This is a genomic window from Streptomyces sp. UF-297 (assembly GCF_058245575.1).
The window spans coordinates 1-18,109 of sequence record NZ_JBSIBZ010000135.1; the positions used below are offsets into that span (position 1 = coordinate 1).

Annotated in this window: 14 protein-coding genes and 2 pseudogenes; 8 read left to right on the plus strand and 8 right to left on the minus strand. The window is 69.2% G+C overall.

Going from position 1 to position 18,109, the window contains the following annotated elements; all coding sequences use genetic code 11:
* Nucleotides 1–58: 58 nt before the first annotated feature.
* Nucleotides 59–316 (minus strand): hypothetical protein, encoded by a 258-nt coding sequence (locus tag AC4IJH_RS40980; protein WP_490857119.1) that lies wholly within the window; start codon nucleotides 314–316, stop codon nucleotides 59–61.
* A gap of 501 nt (nucleotides 317–817) precedes the next feature.
* On the opposite strand from AC4IJH_RS40980, the gene AC4IJH_RS40985 reads away from it, so the two are divergent.
* Entirely contained in the window at nucleotides 818–1,705 is an 888-nt protein-coding gene (locus AC4IJH_RS40985) for a lamin tail domain-containing protein (RefSeq protein WP_490857120.1), read from the plus strand.
* A 252-nt stretch (nucleotides 1,706–1,957) separates the two neighbouring features.
* Entirely contained in the window at nucleotides 1,958–3,961 is a 2,004-nt protein-coding gene (locus tag AC4IJH_RS40990; RefSeq protein ID WP_490857121.1) for an alkyl/aryl-sulfatase, read from the plus strand.
* 362 nt (nucleotides 3,962–4,323) lie between these two features.
* Here the strand turns inward: AC4IJH_RS40990 and AC4IJH_RS40995 are convergent.
* A pseudogene (locus AC4IJH_RS40995) lies at nucleotides 4,324–5,159 on the minus strand (transposase); the annotation flags it as partial.
* Nucleotides 5,160–5,470: 311 nt separating this feature from the next.
* Between AC4IJH_RS40995 and AC4IJH_RS41000 the strand changes: the two are divergent.
* A complete protein-coding gene (locus AC4IJH_RS41000; RefSeq protein WP_490857122.1) occupies nucleotides 5,471–5,830 on the plus strand; it encodes a GvpU-like protein in 360 nt (119 codons plus the stop codon).
* Between the two features lie 115 nt (nucleotides 5,831–5,945).
* Here AC4IJH_RS41000 and AC4IJH_RS41005 read toward each other — a convergent pair.
* From AC4IJH_RS41005 to AC4IJH_RS41030, 6 genes and pseudogenes are all read right to left on the minus strand, one after another.
* Nucleotides 5,946–6,250: pseudogene (locus AC4IJH_RS41005) on the minus strand (SCO5918 family protein); the annotation flags it as partial.
* Between the two features lie 49 nt (nucleotides 6,251–6,299).
* Nucleotides 6,300–6,704, minus strand: a complete 405-nt coding sequence (locus AC4IJH_RS41010; RefSeq protein WP_490857123.1) for a CBS domain-containing protein — start codon at nucleotides 6,702–6,704, stop codon at nucleotides 6,300–6,302.
* Nucleotides 6,705–6,750: 46 nt separating this feature from the next.
* Nucleotides 6,751–8,271, minus strand: coding sequence for a DEAD/DEAH box helicase (locus AC4IJH_RS41015; RefSeq protein ID WP_490857124.1), 1,521 nt, complete (start codon nucleotides 8,269–8,271; stop codon nucleotides 6,751–6,753).
* 321 nt (nucleotides 8,272–8,592) lie between these two features.
* Nucleotides 8,593–8,796, minus strand: a complete 204-nt coding sequence (locus AC4IJH_RS41020; RefSeq protein ID WP_490857125.1) for a cold-shock protein — start codon at nucleotides 8,794–8,796, stop codon at nucleotides 8,593–8,595.
* Between the two features lie 367 nt (nucleotides 8,797–9,163).
* Nucleotides 9,164–9,502 carry a MerR family transcriptional regulator gene (locus tag AC4IJH_RS41025; protein ID WP_490857126.1) on the minus strand — a complete coding sequence of 113 codons (339 nt, stop codon included), beginning with the start codon at nucleotides 9,500–9,502 and terminating at the stop codon, nucleotides 9,164–9,166.
* Between the two features lie 957 nt (nucleotides 9,503–10,459).
* Nucleotides 10,460–11,425 carry an Lrp/AsnC family transcriptional regulator gene (locus AC4IJH_RS41030; RefSeq protein ID WP_490857127.1) on the minus strand — a complete coding sequence of 322 codons (966 nt, stop codon included), beginning with the start codon at nucleotides 11,423–11,425 and terminating at the stop codon, nucleotides 10,460–10,462.
* Between the two features lie 170 nt (nucleotides 11,426–11,595).
* Here AC4IJH_RS41030 and AC4IJH_RS41035 point away from each other — a divergent pair, with 170 nt between their 5' ends.
* From AC4IJH_RS41035 to AC4IJH_RS41055, 5 genes are all read left to right on the plus strand, one after another.
* Complete coding sequence (locus AC4IJH_RS41035) at nucleotides 11,596–12,192, plus strand: NADPH-dependent FMN reductase (RefSeq protein WP_490857128.1); 597 nt, start codon at nucleotides 11,596–11,598, stop codon at nucleotides 12,190–12,192.
* 109 nt (nucleotides 12,193–12,301) lie between these two features.
* Nucleotides 12,302–13,801: an MFS transporter gene (locus AC4IJH_RS41040; RefSeq protein ID WP_490857129.1), complete on the plus strand. Its 1,500-nt coding sequence runs from the start codon at nucleotides 12,302–12,304 to the stop codon at nucleotides 13,799–13,801.
* Nucleotides 13,802–13,862: 61 nt separating this feature from the next.
* On the plus strand, nucleotides 13,863–14,441 hold the full coding sequence (locus tag AC4IJH_RS41045; protein WP_490857130.1) for a cupin domain-containing protein: 579 nt from the start codon (nucleotides 13,863–13,865) through the stop codon (nucleotides 14,439–14,441).
* A 66-nt stretch (nucleotides 14,442–14,507) separates the two neighbouring features.
* Nucleotides 14,508–15,620 carry a questin oxidase family protein gene (locus tag AC4IJH_RS41050; protein WP_490857131.1) on the plus strand — a complete coding sequence of 371 codons (1,113 nt, stop codon included), beginning with the start codon at nucleotides 14,508–14,510 and terminating at the stop codon, nucleotides 15,618–15,620.
* Between the two features lie 974 nt (nucleotides 15,621–16,594).
* The gene (locus AC4IJH_RS41055; protein ID WP_490857132.1) at nucleotides 16,595–18,073 is read left to right on the plus strand and encodes an MFS transporter; all 1,479 of its coding nucleotides are present in this window, start codon (nucleotides 16,595–16,597) and stop codon (nucleotides 18,071–18,073) included.
* Nucleotides 18,074–18,109 lie beyond the last annotated feature (36 nt).

Genomic DNA, 18,109 nt, shown 5'->3' on the forward strand with positions numbered 1-18,109 from the left:
CGGGGTACTTACGGGGAGCAGCCATGATCGGCATCCTTCCGGGTCTTGATGATCTCCATCAAACCCGGGGCGATTCAGTGGTGCCGGCCGGCAGCAGGTTGTGCAGGGTGCGGAACTCCGGCTGATCCATGATCCACAGCATGTCGTTCAGCCCCGAGCCGCCGGTATCGCCGAAGACGATGGCGCTGCTGGTCTTGGTCACATCATCGTTGGACTTGAACGCCCAGAACTCCTTCGCGCAGGAGAGGAAGTACGCCTTGAAGTCCTCGAACCCGGGGTAGGTGGACGAGCTCAGTTTGCGGACGATCGCGCTCATGGAGTGCCCTTCTCGTCTGCAGTTGCGTATGCGTGCCCTGTGCAGGTACACCGGTCCAACGTAGTCGCACCGGTACGCGGCGTCAGGAGGCGGAAGTGGCCGCAGGCCACGTTGGCCGGGAACGGGCGCCCGCATCGTGTGGCGAGTCCCAGGAGGGCGTGCCACGGCCGCGGGCAAGATGGGCTGGCAGGCCAGCGGGAGCAGGGTCCAGGCCAACGTGGCTCCCGGTGCACAGGCTCCCCTGACGGGACACTCCCTCATGCCTACGGTGGACGGGCGTACCGGTAGCAGTAAGGGCACGTACACCGCCAACTGCCGTGTGGCCGTGCGTGGCGGCTGAGCCCTACACCGCGCGGACGGCCGGTTTCCCGCACCCGATCTCGTCCAGCACAAAGAGAGACCTGGCCGATCGCCGACTGCCGGTAGTGAGCACAGCAGCCCTGCGGGCCGTGGAACACCTTTGCCGGCGCCGGGTGCCGGCATCGACGAGAGGAAGAGCCGATGGTCACCGTGACAACGTCCGCGACGTGGCAGCCCGAGCCCCGGGGCCGGGTGTTCGACGATATGAGGGGGTCGGGTACCGACCGCATCGCCTGGGGAGCCCCGGACGCCGAGAACCGCGAGACCGGGTACACCTTCACCGGCCACACCACCGAAGCACGCCTGGACGGCCACGACTTCACCGTGGGCACGATCACCTACGACAACTACCTGCGCGAGCCGGCCGGGAGCGGTCGCTTCCATTCCTGCGCCATGAACGTAACCGTCCGGCTGTCCGTGCAGGACGGCCCGGAAACCGAGTTCCCCCTCGCCTTCTCCCACCTCTCCTACGGCGACGAGGACCGCGACGTCCCGGACATCCTGCGCATCCCGGTGCCACTGCCCGGCGAGCAGACCCTCACCGTCGACGGCGTGCCGTACACCCTGATCATCACCGGTTTCCCGGGCGTGGACGACGGGCCGCTCCAGCAGACCCAGAGCGGCCCCGAGGGCCAGACCACCACGACCGACGTGCTCGGCATGCTCGTGCGCACGGACAAGCCCGACATCGCGATCCGCTCCGTGCACCACCAGGGCGAGTCGGGCCGCCCTCAGGACGGCGAGTACATCGAGCTCGTCAACCGCAGCGCCGCAATGATCCCCCTCCAAGGCTGGACGATCAACGCCGGTGACGCCGGGCAGGACTTCACCTTCCCCGCCACCGGCTACTTCGCCCCCGGCATGGCCCTCCGGGTGTACACCTCCGGCCAGCAGCAGCCGGCCGGCTGGTACGGACTCACCTTCCACAGCGAGCGCCCCATCTGGAACGACAAGGGCGATGTCGCCGAACTCCGCGACAAGAGCGGCAACCTCCGCGCCCGCTACGCCTACGGCAACGCCGCGGACTGAAGCGCCGACCGGCGAGATCGACGAGCCGCACACGGCCCGCCCCGTCCACGAGTGCTTTTCGGCCTGACGAACCGGGGCGATCCGCTGGCCAGTTCCGGTTCTGGTGACGCCGGTCATGTGCTGCCAGCATTTCCGCAATCGGGCAGCCGGAGCGGGCAGGGGGCATTTCCATCCGCGAGCGGGACGGACCGCTGAGCCGCACGGTGTGCCCCGTCCGTGCCGGGCCGGCCCGGCCGACCGAAGGAGAGACTGTTGACTGGCTTAGCCCGCAGCGAGCCCCAGCCCGCCACCTCGCTCACCAGGGACCTGAACGCCGCGGTCACCGTCCCGCCGCCGGATCAGGACGCCGAGGCGAAGCTCGCCGCACAGGGGCTTATCGCGGCGCTGCCCGCAGACTTCACCGTCGACCGGGCCGGCAGCGACATCCCCGCGTGGAGCCTGGGCCCGTACGCGTTCCTGACCGGCACCGCGCCCGACACCGTCAACCCCAGCCTGTGGCGGAACGCGCTGCTGAACATGAACACCGGCCTGTTCGAGGTCGTCGAGAACGCCGTCTACCAGGTGCGGGGGATGGACCTGTCCAACATCTCCTTCCTGGAGGACCCCACCGGTGCCTCCCAGGAAATCGTGGTGGTGGACCCCCTGATCAGCGAGGAGTGCGCGGCGGCGGCGCTGAAGCTCTACCGTGAGCACCGCGGCCAGGAGCGCACGATCCGCGCGGTGCTCTTCACTCACTCCCACCTCGACCACTACGGCGGTGTGCTGGGACTCTTCGAGGACCGGCAGCTGCCGCAGGGGGTGGACGTCATCGCTCCGGAGGGGTTCCTGGAGCACTCGGTGAGCGAGAACGTCTACGCCGGCAACGCCATGCAGCGCCGGGCGCTGTTCATGTACGGAGCACTGCTGGAGCGGTCCGCCCAGGGGCAGGTCGACGCCGGACTGGGCAAGTACAACTCCACCGGCCTGGCGGGCCTGCTGCCCCCGACGTTCACCGTCACCTCCGATGTCGCCAAGCCCGAGCATGTCGTGTCCTTCGGGCCGGTGAATCTGGAGTTCCAGCTCACCCCGGGCACCGAGGCCCCGGCGGAGCTGAACTTCTACCTCCCCGACGTGCGCACGCTGTGCATGGCCGAGAACGCCACCCCCACCCTGCACAACCTCTACAGCCTGCGCGGGGCCCAGGTGCGTGACGCCAAGGCCTGGTCGCAGTACCTCCGCCAGTCCGTCACCTGGTACGGCCACCGCTCGGACGTGATGTTCGCCAGTCACTTCTGGCCCCGCTGGAACACCGCCGAGACACCCGACGCGATCGTCTCCTTCCTCACCAGCCAGGCCGACCTGTACCGCTATCTCCACGACCAGTCGCTGCGGCTGGCCAACCACGGCCGGACCATGACCGAGATCGCCGAGGACCTCGACGGCGCCCTGCCCCAGAGCCTGGTGGGGCAGTGGTTCAACCGCGGCTACTACGGCACCCCCAACCACGACATCAAGGCCGTCTACCAGCGCTACCTCGGCTGGTACGACGGCAACGCCGCCCACCTGCACACCCTCCCGCCCGAGCAGGCCGGCACCCGGTACGTCGAGGCGATGGGCGGCGCCCCCAAGGTCGTGGAGCTGGCCCGGCAGACGTACGAGAACGCCAAGAGCGCCGACGACTACCGGTGGACCGCCGAACTCCTGAGCCACGCCGTCTTCGCCGACCCCACCAACCAGGACGCCCGCACCCTGGAAGCCGACGTCCTCGAACAGCTCGGCTACCAGGCCGAGAGCGGCCCCTGGCGCAACTTCTACCTCGCCGCCGCCCACGAACTGCGCACCCGGCCCGCCGACGGAGCGCCGCCCCAGCTCCCCTCACCGCAGATCATCACCCAGCCCGTCCTGGCCTCCATGCCGCTGGACATGCTCATCGACTACCTCGGCATCCGCCTCAACGGCCCCGAAGCCGCCAACCACCCCCTCACCCTCGGCTTCACCGTCACCGGCGGGCTGCCCGACGACCCCACCCAATGCACCATCCAGCTCCGCAATGGCGTCCTCGTCTACACCCCCCACCGCGCCCGCGCGGGAACCACCGACGCCACCTACACCATCACCCGCACCGGCCTGAACAACCTCGCCATCAGCACCACCACCCCCGACGAACTCATCACCAGTGGCGACCTCACCATCACCACCGGCACCATCGATCCCCTCAACACCCTCAACCGGCTACTGGACACCTTCAGCTACTGGTTCGGCCTCACCACCCCCTGACCACTGGCACGAGCCGGCAGGACCCCGCCAGGCTCCCGCCGTTCCCGACCGGCCAGACAGAAAGACAGATCAGGGCATCACCGCCTCGATAAGCCAGGACCTCCCGGCGCAGCCCGGCTCGGCACCGCTACTCCCGAGAGGTCCTGGCTCGTCAGGCCACTTCTTTCAACCCGCTCCCCCGGCCCTGCGATCGGCCTGTCCACGAAGGCTGACCACCACCAGCGCCCACAGGCGTTGCGGAACGGTGCAAGGGGAGAGCCGGTGACCGCCCGTGGGCTGGTCGGGAAGGGCAGCCGAGATGCGGATAGTGGTATGCACGGAGAAGGGTCTGGCCCGTAGTCGGTGGTGACGCCGGGTGTCCGTCAGGGCAGGAGGATGCCGTGGCGGAGGAGGTCGAATCCGGCGCGTCCGTGCATCTGTCTCGTGATCCTCTTGGTGCGGGTGTTGACGCCTTCCGTGCGGCCGTTGTGGTGAGGCATTGTGAGGGCGGCGTTCACGGCGGGCCGGTCGATTTCGAGGCCGTTGGTGAGACTGCGCAGGTGGGGCAGGTCGACGGCACGGGCAGCCGTGATCCACTCGGCGTGTTTCGCGTCGTTGCCCTCAGCCGGCTTCAGCAGGGTGGCGAAGCCGCCTGCGAGATCGGCGAGTGCGGTCATTTCCGGGCAGGCCGCAGCGATCTTCTCCAGCAGGGCCGTTTCCTTTGGCGCAGGTGTTCGGGGTCGGTGAGCGGAAGGCGGCAGGCATGGCGCGGGGTGGTGACGGGGTGGTCGCCTTCTGCGCGGCCCTGGTTGAGGTAGCGGACCAGGAGGTTCGCGCTGCCGGTGTAGCCCAACTCCCGGATCTCTTCGAGGAGTTGGGTAACAGGGCCGGCCGGTCCCTCGGCACGGCACCGACACAGGTGATCGCGGCAGGGGTCGACAAGGGTGGGCCGGTAGGCAGGAGCGATGCGCAGGGCCTGGGGTTCGGGCATGCGCGCGTAGCGTTTGACGGTGTTCACGGCCACGCCCAGTCGGCGGGAGCAGTCGAGCAGGCCGACGCCCTGGCCGAGGAGATCGTGAACCTTGTTCCAGCGTTCGCGGGTGGTCTGCTCGCGTACTCCGCCGGGGCGGGGCGGGTTGACGGCGGCCCAGCAGCCTGCGTGCGCGCGGACCTTGAGCAGAACCTTGTCGCAGCGATTTCGCCAGAGGTGCCACCGGTCGTCGCCCGGACGCGTCTACGGCCACCGGCAACACCTCTCTGACCTGGGGTTCAGGGAAGTTCGTCTACGTTGACATGCCCCTGCGGCTTCCACCGGTCCTTTCGCGATCTTTCTCCTGTCTGCCCCCGGCGAACTGCCGTCCTTCGGCATCGAAGGTAGTCGCGTGCAGCGCGCTGACCTGGGGCGACTGGGTTAGATGGATGAAGGAACAGGTGGAACGCGTCATCCTCGTCCGCACAGTTCGGTCTTCTGATTCGCATGGAGCACCGCCGCTCGAGCCGACCGGACGGCGGTGGTTAGAATCAGCTCTCATGTCGAAGCCTGACGAACTGCTTGTTGACGTCGCCGCCCTGGTGGAGTCCGGGCACAGCAATCAGATGACTCTGACCGTAGTCGCCGGTGGTGCTGTCATCACGGGCCGGCTGGCTCCCGAAGCGGTCTGGAGGCAGCGGGTGTCGGAGGTCTTGGCGGACTCGGCCCGCCTGAGTGAATTCTCCGCCGTCTTCACCGCTACGACGCGCGCGGAGAAGCCGCCCACGCATCTGCATTTCCATGTGGCGCGGATTCTGCAGGGCGCGGTGGGGATCCCGGAGACGGGCGGGATGTACCGCGTGGCGATCGATGACGTCAGTGCTTGGACCATGGGCGACTTCAGCTACTCCGATCACTGACCGCACCGCTGCGCACTGAGGAACCTCTCGGTACGTGGTGAGGGCCCGACCGGCGCATTCCGATCGGGCCCTCACTGTTGTTTGGTGGCGGCTCACGCCTGCCCGTCGGTCGGACGGCCGCAGGAGCGCCGAGCATCGCGGAAGCCAGTTGCCACGGGCTCAGGACACACGTGAGCGCGGCGGCGCGGGACAGGCCGGGGCAGGTGAAGCCGAACCGGGTCATGGCCCGGAGGCCTTCGCCGGCGCTGAAATCGCGGCGGTCCTGGCGCGTGATGACCTGCCCGACCTGCCTCACGGGTAGGTACGGCGGCCGGTGATCACGGACTCACCGATGGCCTGCTCGGGTTTGACGCCCTTCATGGATTCCAGGGCGCCGCTCTTGGTGAGGTCGAACGGGAAGCGGGCGATGGCACAGCGCATGACGCCTCACAGGGAGAAGAAGGAGGCGGTTCTGCCGCGGTGAGGCGGTTCAGCGGGCAAGGGCGAGGACGCCCGGAGCACTGCCCTGTTCGTCGACGACCGGCAGGGCAACGGGCCGGCGGCGGCGCATGGCGTGCTGGGCTGCGGCGATCGTGGTCACGGGCAAGGTGAACGGCCCGTGGTTGTCGAGAATGTCGCGCAGCTGGACCCGGTCCGTGTACGCGCAGCTGTCACGGACGGCGGTGAGCTGGGCCTGGGTGACCAGGGCGGCGCACAGGCCGTCGTTGTCGCAGACGTGCAGGTGCTCGGTGCGGGCACTGGCCATGACGGACAGGGCCACCTCGATGGTCATGTCGTCGCAGACCTGCGGTCCGGCCGCGTTCATAGCGTCGGCCACTGTCCTGTGCGCGGGCGCGGTGCCCGCCGGGCGGGGTTGCATCTGAACCAGCGTCAAAAGGTGCCTCCTACAGAGACGGGTCAGTTTCCTGATCATGAAAGTTCTAGGCCGCCGCGCCGAAGGGGGACTGCCGCACGGTTACGCGCCGGGCAGCCGAAGTGGGGCTGCGTCGGCCGCGGGAGGCCGCGCTGCGGCTGCGCGGACGCCGCTCCGCCACCGGCGCGGTGATCGTCACGGGGATACCGGAGGGGGCCTGGGCACCGGTGATCCGGCTGAGTGCTTCGTCGCCGGAGCGCACCTGGCTGGTCTGGGGGACGATGCCGGCGGCTGCCATGAGGCGGGTCATGTTGCGGCGCTGGTTGGGGGTGACCAGGGTGACGACGCTGCCGGACTCGCCGGCCCGCGCGGTGCGGCCGCCGCGGTGGAGGTAGTCCTTGTGGTCGGTCGGCGGGTCGACGTTGACGACGAGGTCGAGGTTGTCGATGTGGATGCCGCGCGCCGCGACGTTCGTTGCGACGAGCACGGTGACGTGCCCTGATTTGAACTGGGACAGGGTGCGGGTGCGCTGTGGCTGCGACTTCCCGCCGTGCAGGGCGGCGGCCCGCACGCCGCTGTTCAGCAGGTCCTGCGTCAGCCGGTCGACGGCGTGCTTGGTGTCCAGGAACATGATCACGCGGCCTTCGCGCGCGGCGATCTCGGTCGTCGTCCGGTGCTTGTCGGCGCCGTGGATGTGCAGGACGTGGTGCTCCATCGTGGTGACCGCGCCTGCGGACGGGTCGACGGAGTGGACGACGGGGTCGGTGAGGTAGCGGCGAACCAGGAGGTCGACGTTGCGGTCGAGGGTGGCGGAGAACAGCATCCGCTGGCCCTCGGGGAGGACCTGGTTCAGGAGCGCGGTGACCTGGGGCATGAAGCCCATGTCGGCCATCTGGTCGGCCTCGTCGAGGACGGTGATGTCGACCTGGTTCAGGCGGCAGTCCCCCCGGTCGATGAGGTCCTTGAGACGGCCTGGCGTCGCGACGACGGCTTCGGCGCCACGGCGCAGCGCACTGACCTGCCGGCCGATCGGCATGCCGCCGACGACGGTGGCCAGGCGCAGCCTCACCGAGCGGGCGTAGGGGGTAAGAGCGTCGGTCACCTGCTGTGCCAGTTCACGTGTCGGCACAAGGACCAGGGCCAGCGGCTGGCCTGGCTCGGCGCGCCGTCCGGCGGTCCGGGCCAGCAGGGCCAGGCCGAAGGCAAGGGTCTTGCCGGAGCCGGTGCGTCCGCGCCCCAGGACGTCGCGGCCCGCGAGGGTGTTGGGCAGGGTCGCGCCCTGGATCGGGAACGGGATCGTCATGCCGTGCGCGGTGAGCGAGGCCAGTAGCCGCTCGGGCATGTCGAGGTCGGCGAACGCCTCAACGGCGGCCAGCGCGGGAGTGATCGTCTTGGGCAGGGCGAACTCGCCAGAGGCCGCCGCGGGCCGCCGGCCCCGGCCGCCCGGGCGGCCCTGCCCTCCGGAACGCTTCGGGGCGGGCGAGCCGAAGCGGCTGCCTCGGTGCGAACCGGCGCCGGAGCCGAAAGCGGGACCGCCGGTACGGCTGCGGGTGCGGGAGGATCGGTTGTCCGTACGTGTGGGGTTCATTCAGAACCTTCCTTGATACGGCACGTATCAAGGAATTCTCGCAGCAGAAGAACAGCGCGGAGAATCACAAGAACGGGCCGAACGAAATACGAAAGAAGAGCTAACCTGCGTTGCATCTGACACAACTGCGGGCAATGAAATAGGCGACGTCATGCGGACATGAAATCCCGGACGCCTACCGGCACAGCTCCACAATGGCCCGCATTCCTGGAGAGGGATCCGCGGACGTCGTCGCCCCGCGGGGGAAACCCCGGAAAATGCCCGTAGCTGGGGCCCGCACCCCGAGAGATGCGGGCCCCAGCTACAAAGTGTGCGTCAGCGTCAGGCGGGAACGATGTTCTCGGCCATCGGGCCCTTCTGGCCCTGCGCGATGTCGAAGGTGACCTTCTGGCCTTCGAGCAGCTCACGGAATCCCTGGGCGGCGATGTTCGAGAAGTGGGCGAACACGTCAGCGCCGCCACCGTCCTGCTCGATGAAGCCGAAACCCTTGGCCGCGTTGAACCACTTCACAGTGCCGGACGCCATGTCATATCTCCTTGTGGGGCAGTACGCCGGGACCCGCAATCCACGGATACCGGGTCGCCGCGATGATGCCCTGCCCGGAAAACGACCGGAAACATAAAACGCTTCACGCGGCTAAAAAATACCTACGAAAGCGTTGATTTTTTGGGAACCACGACTGCAACTGAGATCGACAGTAGCATAAGAGAGCGGCCTGCGTGCGGTTCATAATTCCGCCCCGTTCGCCGCAGTAAACACACTGTCCGCGCGGAACATTAAACTCTCGTCTCGCGGTCACAGATACCTGTCCACCCCGACTGCGGCGTTCCAGGAAGCGCCTGCTCGGCAGCAGGATGTCCACGACGAAGAGAAGCGCCAGGCGCACGCCGCCTCAGGCCGGGGTCGTCGGGTTCTCCGATTCGGCGGCGTGGCGGTATTCGGCGTTGATGCGCTGGGCTTCTTCGAGCTGGTCTTCGAGGATGATGATGCGGCAGGCGGCCTCGATGGGGGTGCCCTGGTCGACGAGCTCCCTGGCGCGGGCGGCGATGCGCAGCTGGTAGCGGGAGTAGCGGCGATGACCTCCCTCGGAACGCAGCGGGGTGATCAGGCGAGCTTTACCGATGGCGCGCAGAAAGCCCTGGGTAGTACCAAGCATCTCGGCGGCCCGGCCCATCGTGAAGGCGGGGTAGTCGTCGTCATCGAGACGCCCGAACGAATCGTCTGCTGTCATTTGCACCTCTCTGTGGAACGCGTGGAGGGGCCCGGGCGCTGTACGGCACCCGGGCCCCGAAGGAACTGCTACACCATCCGCCGGCCCTGATACTGCGCCGACCTTCTGTTTCCGCTGACCCGACCTGGAAGGTGTCGGGGGTGCGGGGATCGCGGTTGTTTGACCGGAGACCACCTCATTATCGATGTCCTGCGGTACCCGGGCTCAACACTTCCACCCGGGCGATCCTGATGGCGCCTGGCTCCTCCGCTTCTTCCCTCTGGGAACAATCACTTGCCTACTGCTGGTACTGCTCTCCTGCGTACTGCTGGTGATGCACACTGCTCTGTGGCCTGCGATAGCACCACTCTCCGGCAGCCAGCCCCGTCGCCTGTCCTGCATCCGCTCTGGCTGAGAGCCCCACTGCCGAACTTCCCGGAGCGCGCGCCCGCAGCCGACGCCTTCACCGAGGTACTGCTCTCTGACTTCACTGCTGGGTACTGCACTTACCGAACTGCTACTGCTTGAACTGCGGTACTGCTCACGGCAGCCCCTGATCACTGCGGGCCACCCGGTCCGGCCGTCAGTCCCGTCGCCATCCTGCAACAACCCCGGCTTCGGAACTCCACCACCGCACCGTCCTGCGAACTGCGACTACGGGTACTGCCGCCCGGCAGTTCGTCTCTGCCGGGCCCGACTGTCTTTCTGGGTTACGAGAGAAATCATAACCACACCACCACCCAATGTCTACCCCGGCCAACATAGATTTTCGTGGCTCAGAGGGAGAGATAGTCGGCCTCGGCCACTGAACGAGTGCGTGGTGGCCCGCTGCTGCCAGCTCGCCCTCTCTGGCCAGCACACGCAGCCTCAACGGCGCAAACACCGCAGCCGCCGACGAGCCTGGTAGGGCCGCATCGAGTCGCCCGAGGTGGTCCCAGATGACGCCGTGGTAGCCACCGGGGCGGCGGCGCCGAAGTGTCAGCGGGCGCCGTGGGTGAAACGTTTGACATCACGCAGGATGGGTGCGGTCTCGATGGACTGCACGCCGGTCAGGGCACCGAGCTCATGATCGAGGCAGTGGTAGAGCTGATAGGCGTCGGCGAAATGGCCGGTGGCGACCAGATTGGAGGGGCCGGTGGTCGCGGCGGCGAAGGGGATCTGGGGATGAGCCGCGAGGGCTCTGCCGACAGCGCCCAGGGCTCCCGGCGCGACGCGGAGCCAGAGCCGTACCAGCATCTGCTGGCCCAGGAGTTCGGGGTCGATGTCGATGACGAAGCGCAGCGCCCCGGTCGTGCGCAGCCGCTCCAGGCGGCGGCTGATGCCGGCCGCTGAGCGGCCGGTGGCCTCGGCAAGCTCGGGGAGGGTGGCGCGGCCGTCGTGGGCGAGGGCAGACAGGAGCTTGTTGTCCACGGAGTCCAGTTCGACTGACTCGGCAACGGGGTGGGCCGGCTTGCTCGGCGCCGGGGTGTTGCCGGAGGGCGTATCGGAGGCGGGAGGGGTGTCCTCGGGCGTGGTGCCGAAGATGTGCAGGAGACAGTGCGCGCTGACGGAGACTACGCGAGGGGTGTGAGGGAGCTTGTCCAGCAGCAGGGCGTCGCGTTCGCGGGCGGAGCGGGTGTCGACAGCGCAGTACAGCTCGGTGCCGCCGGAGGCGATCTGCACCCAGGAAGTGTCGGTGCGCCGGGCCAGCGCATCGGCGATCTTGGCCGAGGCAGCCGGTGTGCAGTGCAGGCGCAGTAGCCAGCGGGTCAGCCCGACGTATTGAGGGACCGTCTGGCCGACCACGCGCACGCCGCGCTCCAGGAGGCGGCGGTAGCGGCGGGCGACGGTGTGTTCGGAGACTCCGGCGCCGTGGGCGATCTGGCTGAAGGGTGCGCGGCCGTCGCGCTGGAGTTCCTGGACGATCCGCTGATCAACTTCGTCGAGGCTGCTGGAATCCAGCATTTCCTCCCGGCCGTATGCCAGATCCTTGCGTGATCAAGTGTATGAGGCGGGGATATCCGTCGGTGGCCTGGACGGTGGAGGCACCCCGCTCACTCGGCGGGCACGGCGGAGGGACCCGCCGGCCCGTCAGGTCGAGCCGGAGCAGACCCCGTTTCCAGGAAGGCATTTCCATGACGTCGCCCCCTGCCACTGCCACTGCCACTGCTGAGCATCCGCTGCGTATCGCCGTGCTGGTGGCGAGCACCCGCGAGGGCCGCTTCGCCCCCACCGTAACCACCTGGTTCACCGGCCAGGCCGCCCTGCATACCGGCCTGAGCGTTGATGTGATCGACCTGGATGCGGACCGGCTGCCGATGCACCTGACCGCCGAGCGGCCCGCCGAGGTCACGGCGATGGCCGGGCGGCTGGCGGCGGCCGACGGCTTCGTGGTCATCACCCCGGAGTACAACCGGTCCTTCCCCGCCCCGCTCAAGGCGGCCATCGACTGGTACCAGGCCGAATGGCAGGCCAAGCCGGTCGGCTTCGTCTCCTACGGGGGCGTCTCGGGCGGGCTGCGGGCCGTGGAGCAGTTGCGGCTGGTCTTCGGCGAGCTGCACGCCGCCCCGATCCGCGAGGTCGTCACCTTCGCCAACTACCCCGAGCGCTTCGACGCCGAAGGCCGCCCCACCGACGAGAGCTGCGACACCGCTGCCAAGGCCCTGCTGGAGCAGCTCACCTGGTGGGCCCGGGCGCTGCGCACCGCCCGAGAGGCCCACCCCTACGCCTGACCCAAGCCCAAGCCCAAGCCCAAGCCGCGGGACAGCTCCGGCCTGCCGTGGTGCCCCCTCGTGGCCCAGGGCCGTCCCGCTTTCACCTCTCACCACCAAGGAAGTTGCCATGCCCGTGTCCACCCCGCCGCAGGCGGACCCCAGACGCTGGACGGCGCTGGTCTTTGTCTGCCTGGCCCAGCTGATGGTCGTCCTCGACGGCACGATCATGAACATTGCCCTGCCCTCGGCCCAGCACGACCTGGGATTCTCCGACGGCGCCCGGCAGTGGGTGGTCACCGCCTACGCACTCGCCTTCGGCGGACTGCTGCTGTTCGGCGGCAGGCTGGGAGACCTGTGGGGCCGCAAGCGCGCCTTCGTCACCGGCGTGATCGGGTTCGCCGCCGCCTCCGCACTGGGCGGGATCGCGGTCAACACCGCGATGCTGATCGGCGCGCGGGCCCTGCAGGGCGTCTTCGGCGCGCTGCTGGCCCCGGCCGCGCTGTCGCTGATCTCGGTGATGTTCACCCAGACCAAGGAACGCGCCAAGGCGTTCGGCATCTACGGTGCGCTGGCCGGCGGCGGCGCCGCGATCGGCCTGCTGTTGGGCGGGGTGCTCACCCAATACCTGAACTGGCGCTGGACCCTGCTGGTCAACATCGCCTTCGCCGCCGTCGCCACCCTCGGGGCGCTGGCCGTCCTGCCCGGCCTCCGCGCCGACCGCCCGCGCGGTGCCCGCCTGGATGTCCCCGGGGTGCTGCTGGCCTCGCTCGGGCTGGTCGCCCTGGTGTACGGGCTGTCCACGGCCGAGACGCACGGCTGGGCCTCGGCCACCACTCTGGGCCTGATCGGCACCGGTGTGGTGCTGCTGGCCGCGTTCGCGGTGCTGGAGAGCCGCCGCACGGCCCCGCTGCTGCCCCTGCGCGTGGTGCTCGACCGCAACCGCGGCGGCGCCTACCTCGCGGTGGGCCTGGCCGTGATCGGCATGTTCGGCCTGCTGCTGTTCCTCACCTTCTACCTGCAGAACGTGCTCGCCTTCAGCCCCCTGCAGTGCGGCGCCGCCTTCTTGCCCATGACCTTGGGCATGGTGGCCGGCTCCACCCAGATCGGCCCCCGCCTCGCCCCGCGCCTGGCCGCCCGTGCGCTGATGGCGCCCGGCTTCCTGCTGGCCGCCGCCGGCCTGGTCCGGCTCACCCAGATCACCCCCACCAGCTCCTACGCCACCGTGGTGCTGCCCGGCCTGCTCGTCATCGGCCTGGGCCTGGGCACCGCGTTCATGCCCGCCTTCAGCCTGGCCGCCCAGGGCGTAGCACCCCAGGACGCCGGCGTCGCCTCGGCCATGGTCAACACCTCCCAGCAGATCGGCGGCGCGATCGGCACCGCCCTGCTCAACACCCTCGCCACCAGCGCCACCGCCACCTACACCCGCCACCACCCCGGCACACAGCCGGGCGGCCCCCTGCACGATGAGGCCCTGGTCCACGGCTACACCACCGCCATGTGGTGGGCCGTCGGCATCCTCACCCTCGCCGCCCTGGCCGCCGCCGTCCTGATCACCCACCACCCCCGCCGCGCCGCACCACCCGAGACCCACGCCCGGCACAGGCGCCGCACCGTCGATCACACCTGATCCCCCGCCGCCCCGCGTGCGGTCGCCCGACCGCACGCCGATTCCCTCCAGGAGAGAAGCCATGGCGATCCGCCGTGTCATCACCGGCCACAACGAGAAGGGCCAGGCAGTCGTCGTCCGTGACGAACAACTCCACCCGGCCACACCGGACTTCGAGCACTACCCCCTCTGGGGCGCCGATCAGCCGCCGGTCTTCCCCGATACCGGACAGCTCCCTGCGGATGTGGACTCGCTGGTGCCCGCACTCGGCGGGCTGCGGGTACGGGTGGTGAGCGTGCCGCCACACTTCAGCGCCGACGACATGTACGACACCGACGACCCGCAGCGCAGGGCCGAAGTCGCCCGCGAACAGTTCGCCGCCGACCCCGGCGTGCTGGCCGACCCCAACCCGCCGGGTACGTACGGCACCGCGCCGGGCGCCTCGGGCATGCACGCCACCGCCTCGGCCGACTGCGTCATGCAGCTCAGCGGCGAATCCATCCTCCTCCTGGAGGGCAGTGAGGTGCGGCTGCGCGCGGGCGACTGGCTCGTCATCAACGGCGTCACCCACAGCTGGCGCAACGACGGCGACGCCCCCTCGGTCATGCTCACCGTCTCCTACGGCGCCCACCACCACGGCGTACCCCAGCGCACTCGCTGACCACCCCCGCCAGCTCCACTGCCACCCGACACACACGCCACACCACGTACAACTCGGGAGCCACACATGACTGTCGACCTGCACCCCCTGCTGGCCGGACTGGAAATCCTTGAGGGCACCGGCCCGGAATTCCAGGGATTCATCTCCAACCACGGCCCGATGGCCTGCGAAGCCCTGGTGACCATGGGCCTGGGGGCGCGGGCACCCCAGTGGGCCGCCCACTACCGCCCCCAGCTGGAGGGCCCCGCAGCCGTACGGTTCGCCATCGCCCCCGACGACTACCGCGAGGCGCTGGGCCGGGTGGACCGGCTGGGCGACTGGATCACGCTGATGCGGCGGCAGGTCGCCGAGCACCCCTGGCCCACTGTCCTCAACCGGTGGTGGCCGCGGCTGCTGCCCGGCCTGGCCGCCGCCGGCATGCACGGTGTGATCCGCACCGCCCACGCCGTCCGCTCCCTGGCCGCCACCGCCGATCCCGGCCCGCTCCTGGTCGACGAGCTCGCCCAGGGCCTGGCCTACTGGGCCGCCCGCTACCAGCAGCTCCCCGGCAACCCCGCCCTCACCGGAACCATGTCCCTGGCCGAAGCCCTGACGAGGCTGCCCCGGCTGGATGAGGCCACTGAATCCCCGGCGCCCGGGATCTCGGGCCGGATGCTGGCCCTCGACAATCTGCCCGACTTCACCACTGCTCTGGACCGCTACCGGCCCGGCACCCCACCCCACCTCAATGGCGCGGACATCCCCCGGAGCGATGCCGCCTGCCACGCCACGCTCGACGAACTGATCAGCGCGGCCTCGCGGGTACTGATCGCCCGCTCGAGCGGCGCCGCCCCCGTCGCCTTCTGCCACACCATCACCGCACCAGCCGCCATCCGCCTGGTCCTGCCGCACCTGGACCCTGCCCACCGCGCCCCGTCCGCAGCCACCGCCTGGCAGGTCCTCGGTGGCGTGGTGGCCTCCTTCGCCCCGAGTCCCGGCGACGACGGACAGGACTGGCACACCGACCAACCCGCCCCCGAACACGGCACACTCCTGCAACGCGCCCACGACTCCAACGACGAACACGTCATCAAGCTGACCGAAGCCACCCTGCGCAAACACGCCCGCACCGGCGACGCCACCCTGCTGCACGCCGCCACCGTCTTCGCCGACCGGATGCACATCCTCCTCAACGGCTGAACACCACCGGTCCTGGGCACACACTGCACAAGATCACGCGGAAATGCTCGATCGATGCTCATGATCACGCGGAAATGCTCAAGCGCGATGCAGGAAGCTGGAGCGATGCCCGATCCCCGCCGACGGACAGATCGCCCGACTCAAGGAGGACAACAGCACCCTGCGGGGCCCGAGTGTCCGCCCGGGATGCTGAGATCGCCGAACTGAAGGAGTTCCGTAAGCGCGCGCTGTCACAGCTCGCGGCCCAGCACGCGAACTGGAGCGGCTGCGCCGACAACTCGAAGGCGGCACCGTGCGGCGGCCGCACACGCCGACCTCGGTCCCGTTCGGCTCCTGCAACTGCCCCGTCGCGGCACCGAGCCACCCTTGCGGCCCGGGCGGGCGGGGCGGGCGGCTTGCTTTACGTGGAACCCGAGGACGCAGTGCGTGCACGGGTGGTGTCGTGAAGGCCCTGTGCTCGTATAGCTACCGCGAGGTGGTGTGTAGCCCTGAGTAACTACTCGTGGTCGCGCTGGTGGAGGGCTGCGAAATCAGCGCGTGCGGCCTGCACGGCCTCCGGGTACGCCTGGGTCTTCTCGTGCTCGGCCAGCACCCGATAGATGCTGGAGAGGCTGGGGCTCTGCCGGCACGGGGCAGGCCCGCGACCAGGTGTGCTCGGGGTCCGGGGGTGTCGTAAGGTGGTCGGGTTCCTGTGCCGAGGTGTCGGTGGCAGTGACCGGAATTCCTGTTCCTTCTGTGTCGATCTTGAGGTGACGTCCTATTAACCAGGCCGTGTAGTCGTCCGTGTTCCCCACGTGCTGTGTTGTCGCACGTGTCCGGGGGCGGACGTCGCGCTGGCCTGAGTTGCGTCACCCTCCCCCGCAGTTTTCCTTCCCGGGTGCAGCTCTGCCGTCTGCCCCGGGTTTCGTGGTTTCCGGCCCCTGTGCGGCTGTCGGCAGGGCTCCCCGATTCCTTTGGATCAGGAGTTTCCCGTCGTGTCTTCCTCCGCGCTCAATGACGAGCCGCAGCGCACCACCCAGTCCCCAGACCACCCAGGACCCCACCACCCGAAAATGGCCTTGGCGGCCCGGATCGCCCTCTTGGTGCTGCTGACCGCCGAGCTCATGGACATCCTCGACCAGTCGGTCGTGCTGACCGCCCTGCCCGTGATCCAGGAGTCGACCGGCGCCGGACCGGCCGCATCGCAGTGGCTGACCACCGGCTATTCCCTGCCCGTCGCCATCGGGCTGATCACCGGCGGACGCCTCGGCGACATCCACGGCCGACGCAGGCTCCTCCTCATCGGCACCGTCGTGTTCACCACGGCCTCACTGCTGTGCGGCCTCGCGGCCGGGCCGGGCGTGCTGATCGGCGCCCGCGCGCTCCAGGGCGTGGGAGTGGCCCTCATGATCCCGCAGGTCCTGGCCACCCTCCACGTCACCTTCGAAGGCCAGAACCGCAGCAAGGCGTTCGGCCTGTACGGGGCGGTCCTCTCGATCGCCAACGCCCTGGGCCCGGTGATGGGCGGCCTGCTTACCGAGGCCGACCTGTTCGGGCTGTCCTGGCGGCCGATCTTCCTGATCAACGTGCCCGTCGGCCTCGCCGTGATCCTCCTGGGACGCACGTTCATCCCCGAGTCGACCGAGAAGAAGGCCAGCCGGCCCGACCTCACCGGCATGGCGCTGTCCGCTCTCGCCATCGTGCTGATCATCTTCCCGCTCACCGAGGGGCACCTCCACCACTGGCCGCTGTGGTGCTTCGCCCTGCTCGCCGTCGGCCTCCTCTCGCTCGGTGTCTTCCTGCGCCACCAGCAGCGCAAGCAGGACAACGCACCCCTCGTACCCCTGTCCCTCTTCCAGGGCAGGCAGTTCCCCGGCGGCACGGCCGCGCAGTTGGTGCACGGCCTGCTGTGCGGACTGTTCTTCATGACCTGGACTCTCTACCTCCAGCACGGACTGGGCATGAGCCCCTTCCACGCGGCCCTGGCCTTCGTACTGCTCTCCCTCGGAGAGCTGGCCGGCGCGACGATCGCGGCGAAGAGCGCCGGGCGCTTCGCCCGCCGCCTTCCCCAGACCGGCGTCCTCATCACGATCGCCGCGATGGCCGCCTACGGACTCCAGATCGCCGCAGACCAGGCGGACCTGACCCTGCTGGGGATGACCGCTCCGGTGGTACTGATCGGCTTCGGCCTCGGCATGGTCAGCGGCCCGCTCGCCGACATGTCGCTCGCCAAGGTCCCGCACGAGGACGCCGGGGCCGCCTCGGGGCTGTTCAACACCGCCATGCACCTGGGCATCGCCCTCGGCACCGCGCTGACCGCCCTCGTATTCTTCGCCACCACCGACGGCTCACCCGACGCCGGACTCAACCGCGACGCGTTCATCACCGTGACGTGGTGGGTCGGCAGCCTCCTGGCCCTGATGTGGGCCCTGATGTTCTGCCTGCCCAAGCACCCGAACAGCCAGACCGACTGAGCCACTTCCCAGGGGCGGCGGCACCCGGCCCCGGGT

Coding starts and splice junctions, on each gene's coding strand:
- AC4IJH_RS41015 (WP_490857124.1), bottom strand. CDS start 8,271: ATGAACCCCACACGTACGGACAACCGATCCTCCCGCACCCGCAGCCGT.
- AC4IJH_RS41040 (WP_490857129.1), top strand. CDS start 12,302: ATGCCCGTGTCCACCCCGCCGCAGGCGGACCCCAGACGCTGGACGGCG.
- AC4IJH_RS41050 (WP_490857131.1), top strand. CDS start 14,508: ATGACTGTCGACCTGCACCCCCTGCTGGCCGGACTGGAAATCCTTGAG.
- AC4IJH_RS41000 (WP_490857122.1), top strand. CDS start 5,471: ATGTCGAAGCCTGACGAACTGCTTGTTGACGTCGCCGCCCTGGTGGAG.
- AC4IJH_RS41030 (WP_490857127.1), bottom strand. CDS start 11,425: ATGCTGGATTCCAGCAGCCTCGACGAAGTTGATCAGCGGATCGTCCAG.
- AC4IJH_RS41045 (WP_490857130.1), top strand. CDS start 13,863: ATGGCGATCCGCCGTGTCATCACCGGCCACAACGAGAAGGGCCAGGCA.
- AC4IJH_RS40985 (WP_490857120.1), top strand. CDS start 818: ATGGTCACCGTGACAACGTCCGCGACGTGGCAGCCCGAGCCCCGGGGC.
- AC4IJH_RS41035 (WP_490857128.1), top strand. CDS start 11,596: ATGACGTCGCCCCCTGCCACTGCCACTGCCACTGCTGAGCATCCGCTG.
- AC4IJH_RS41025 (WP_490857126.1), bottom strand. CDS start 9,502: ATGACAGCAGACGATTCGTTCGGGCGTCTCGATGACGACGACTACCCC.
- AC4IJH_RS40980 (WP_490857119.1), bottom strand. CDS start 316: ATGAGCGCGATCGTCCGCAAACTGAGCTCGTCCACCTACCCCGGGTTC.
- AC4IJH_RS41020 (WP_490857125.1), bottom strand. CDS start 8,796: ATGGCGTCCGGCACTGTGAAGTGGTTCAACGCGGCCAAGGGTTTCGGC.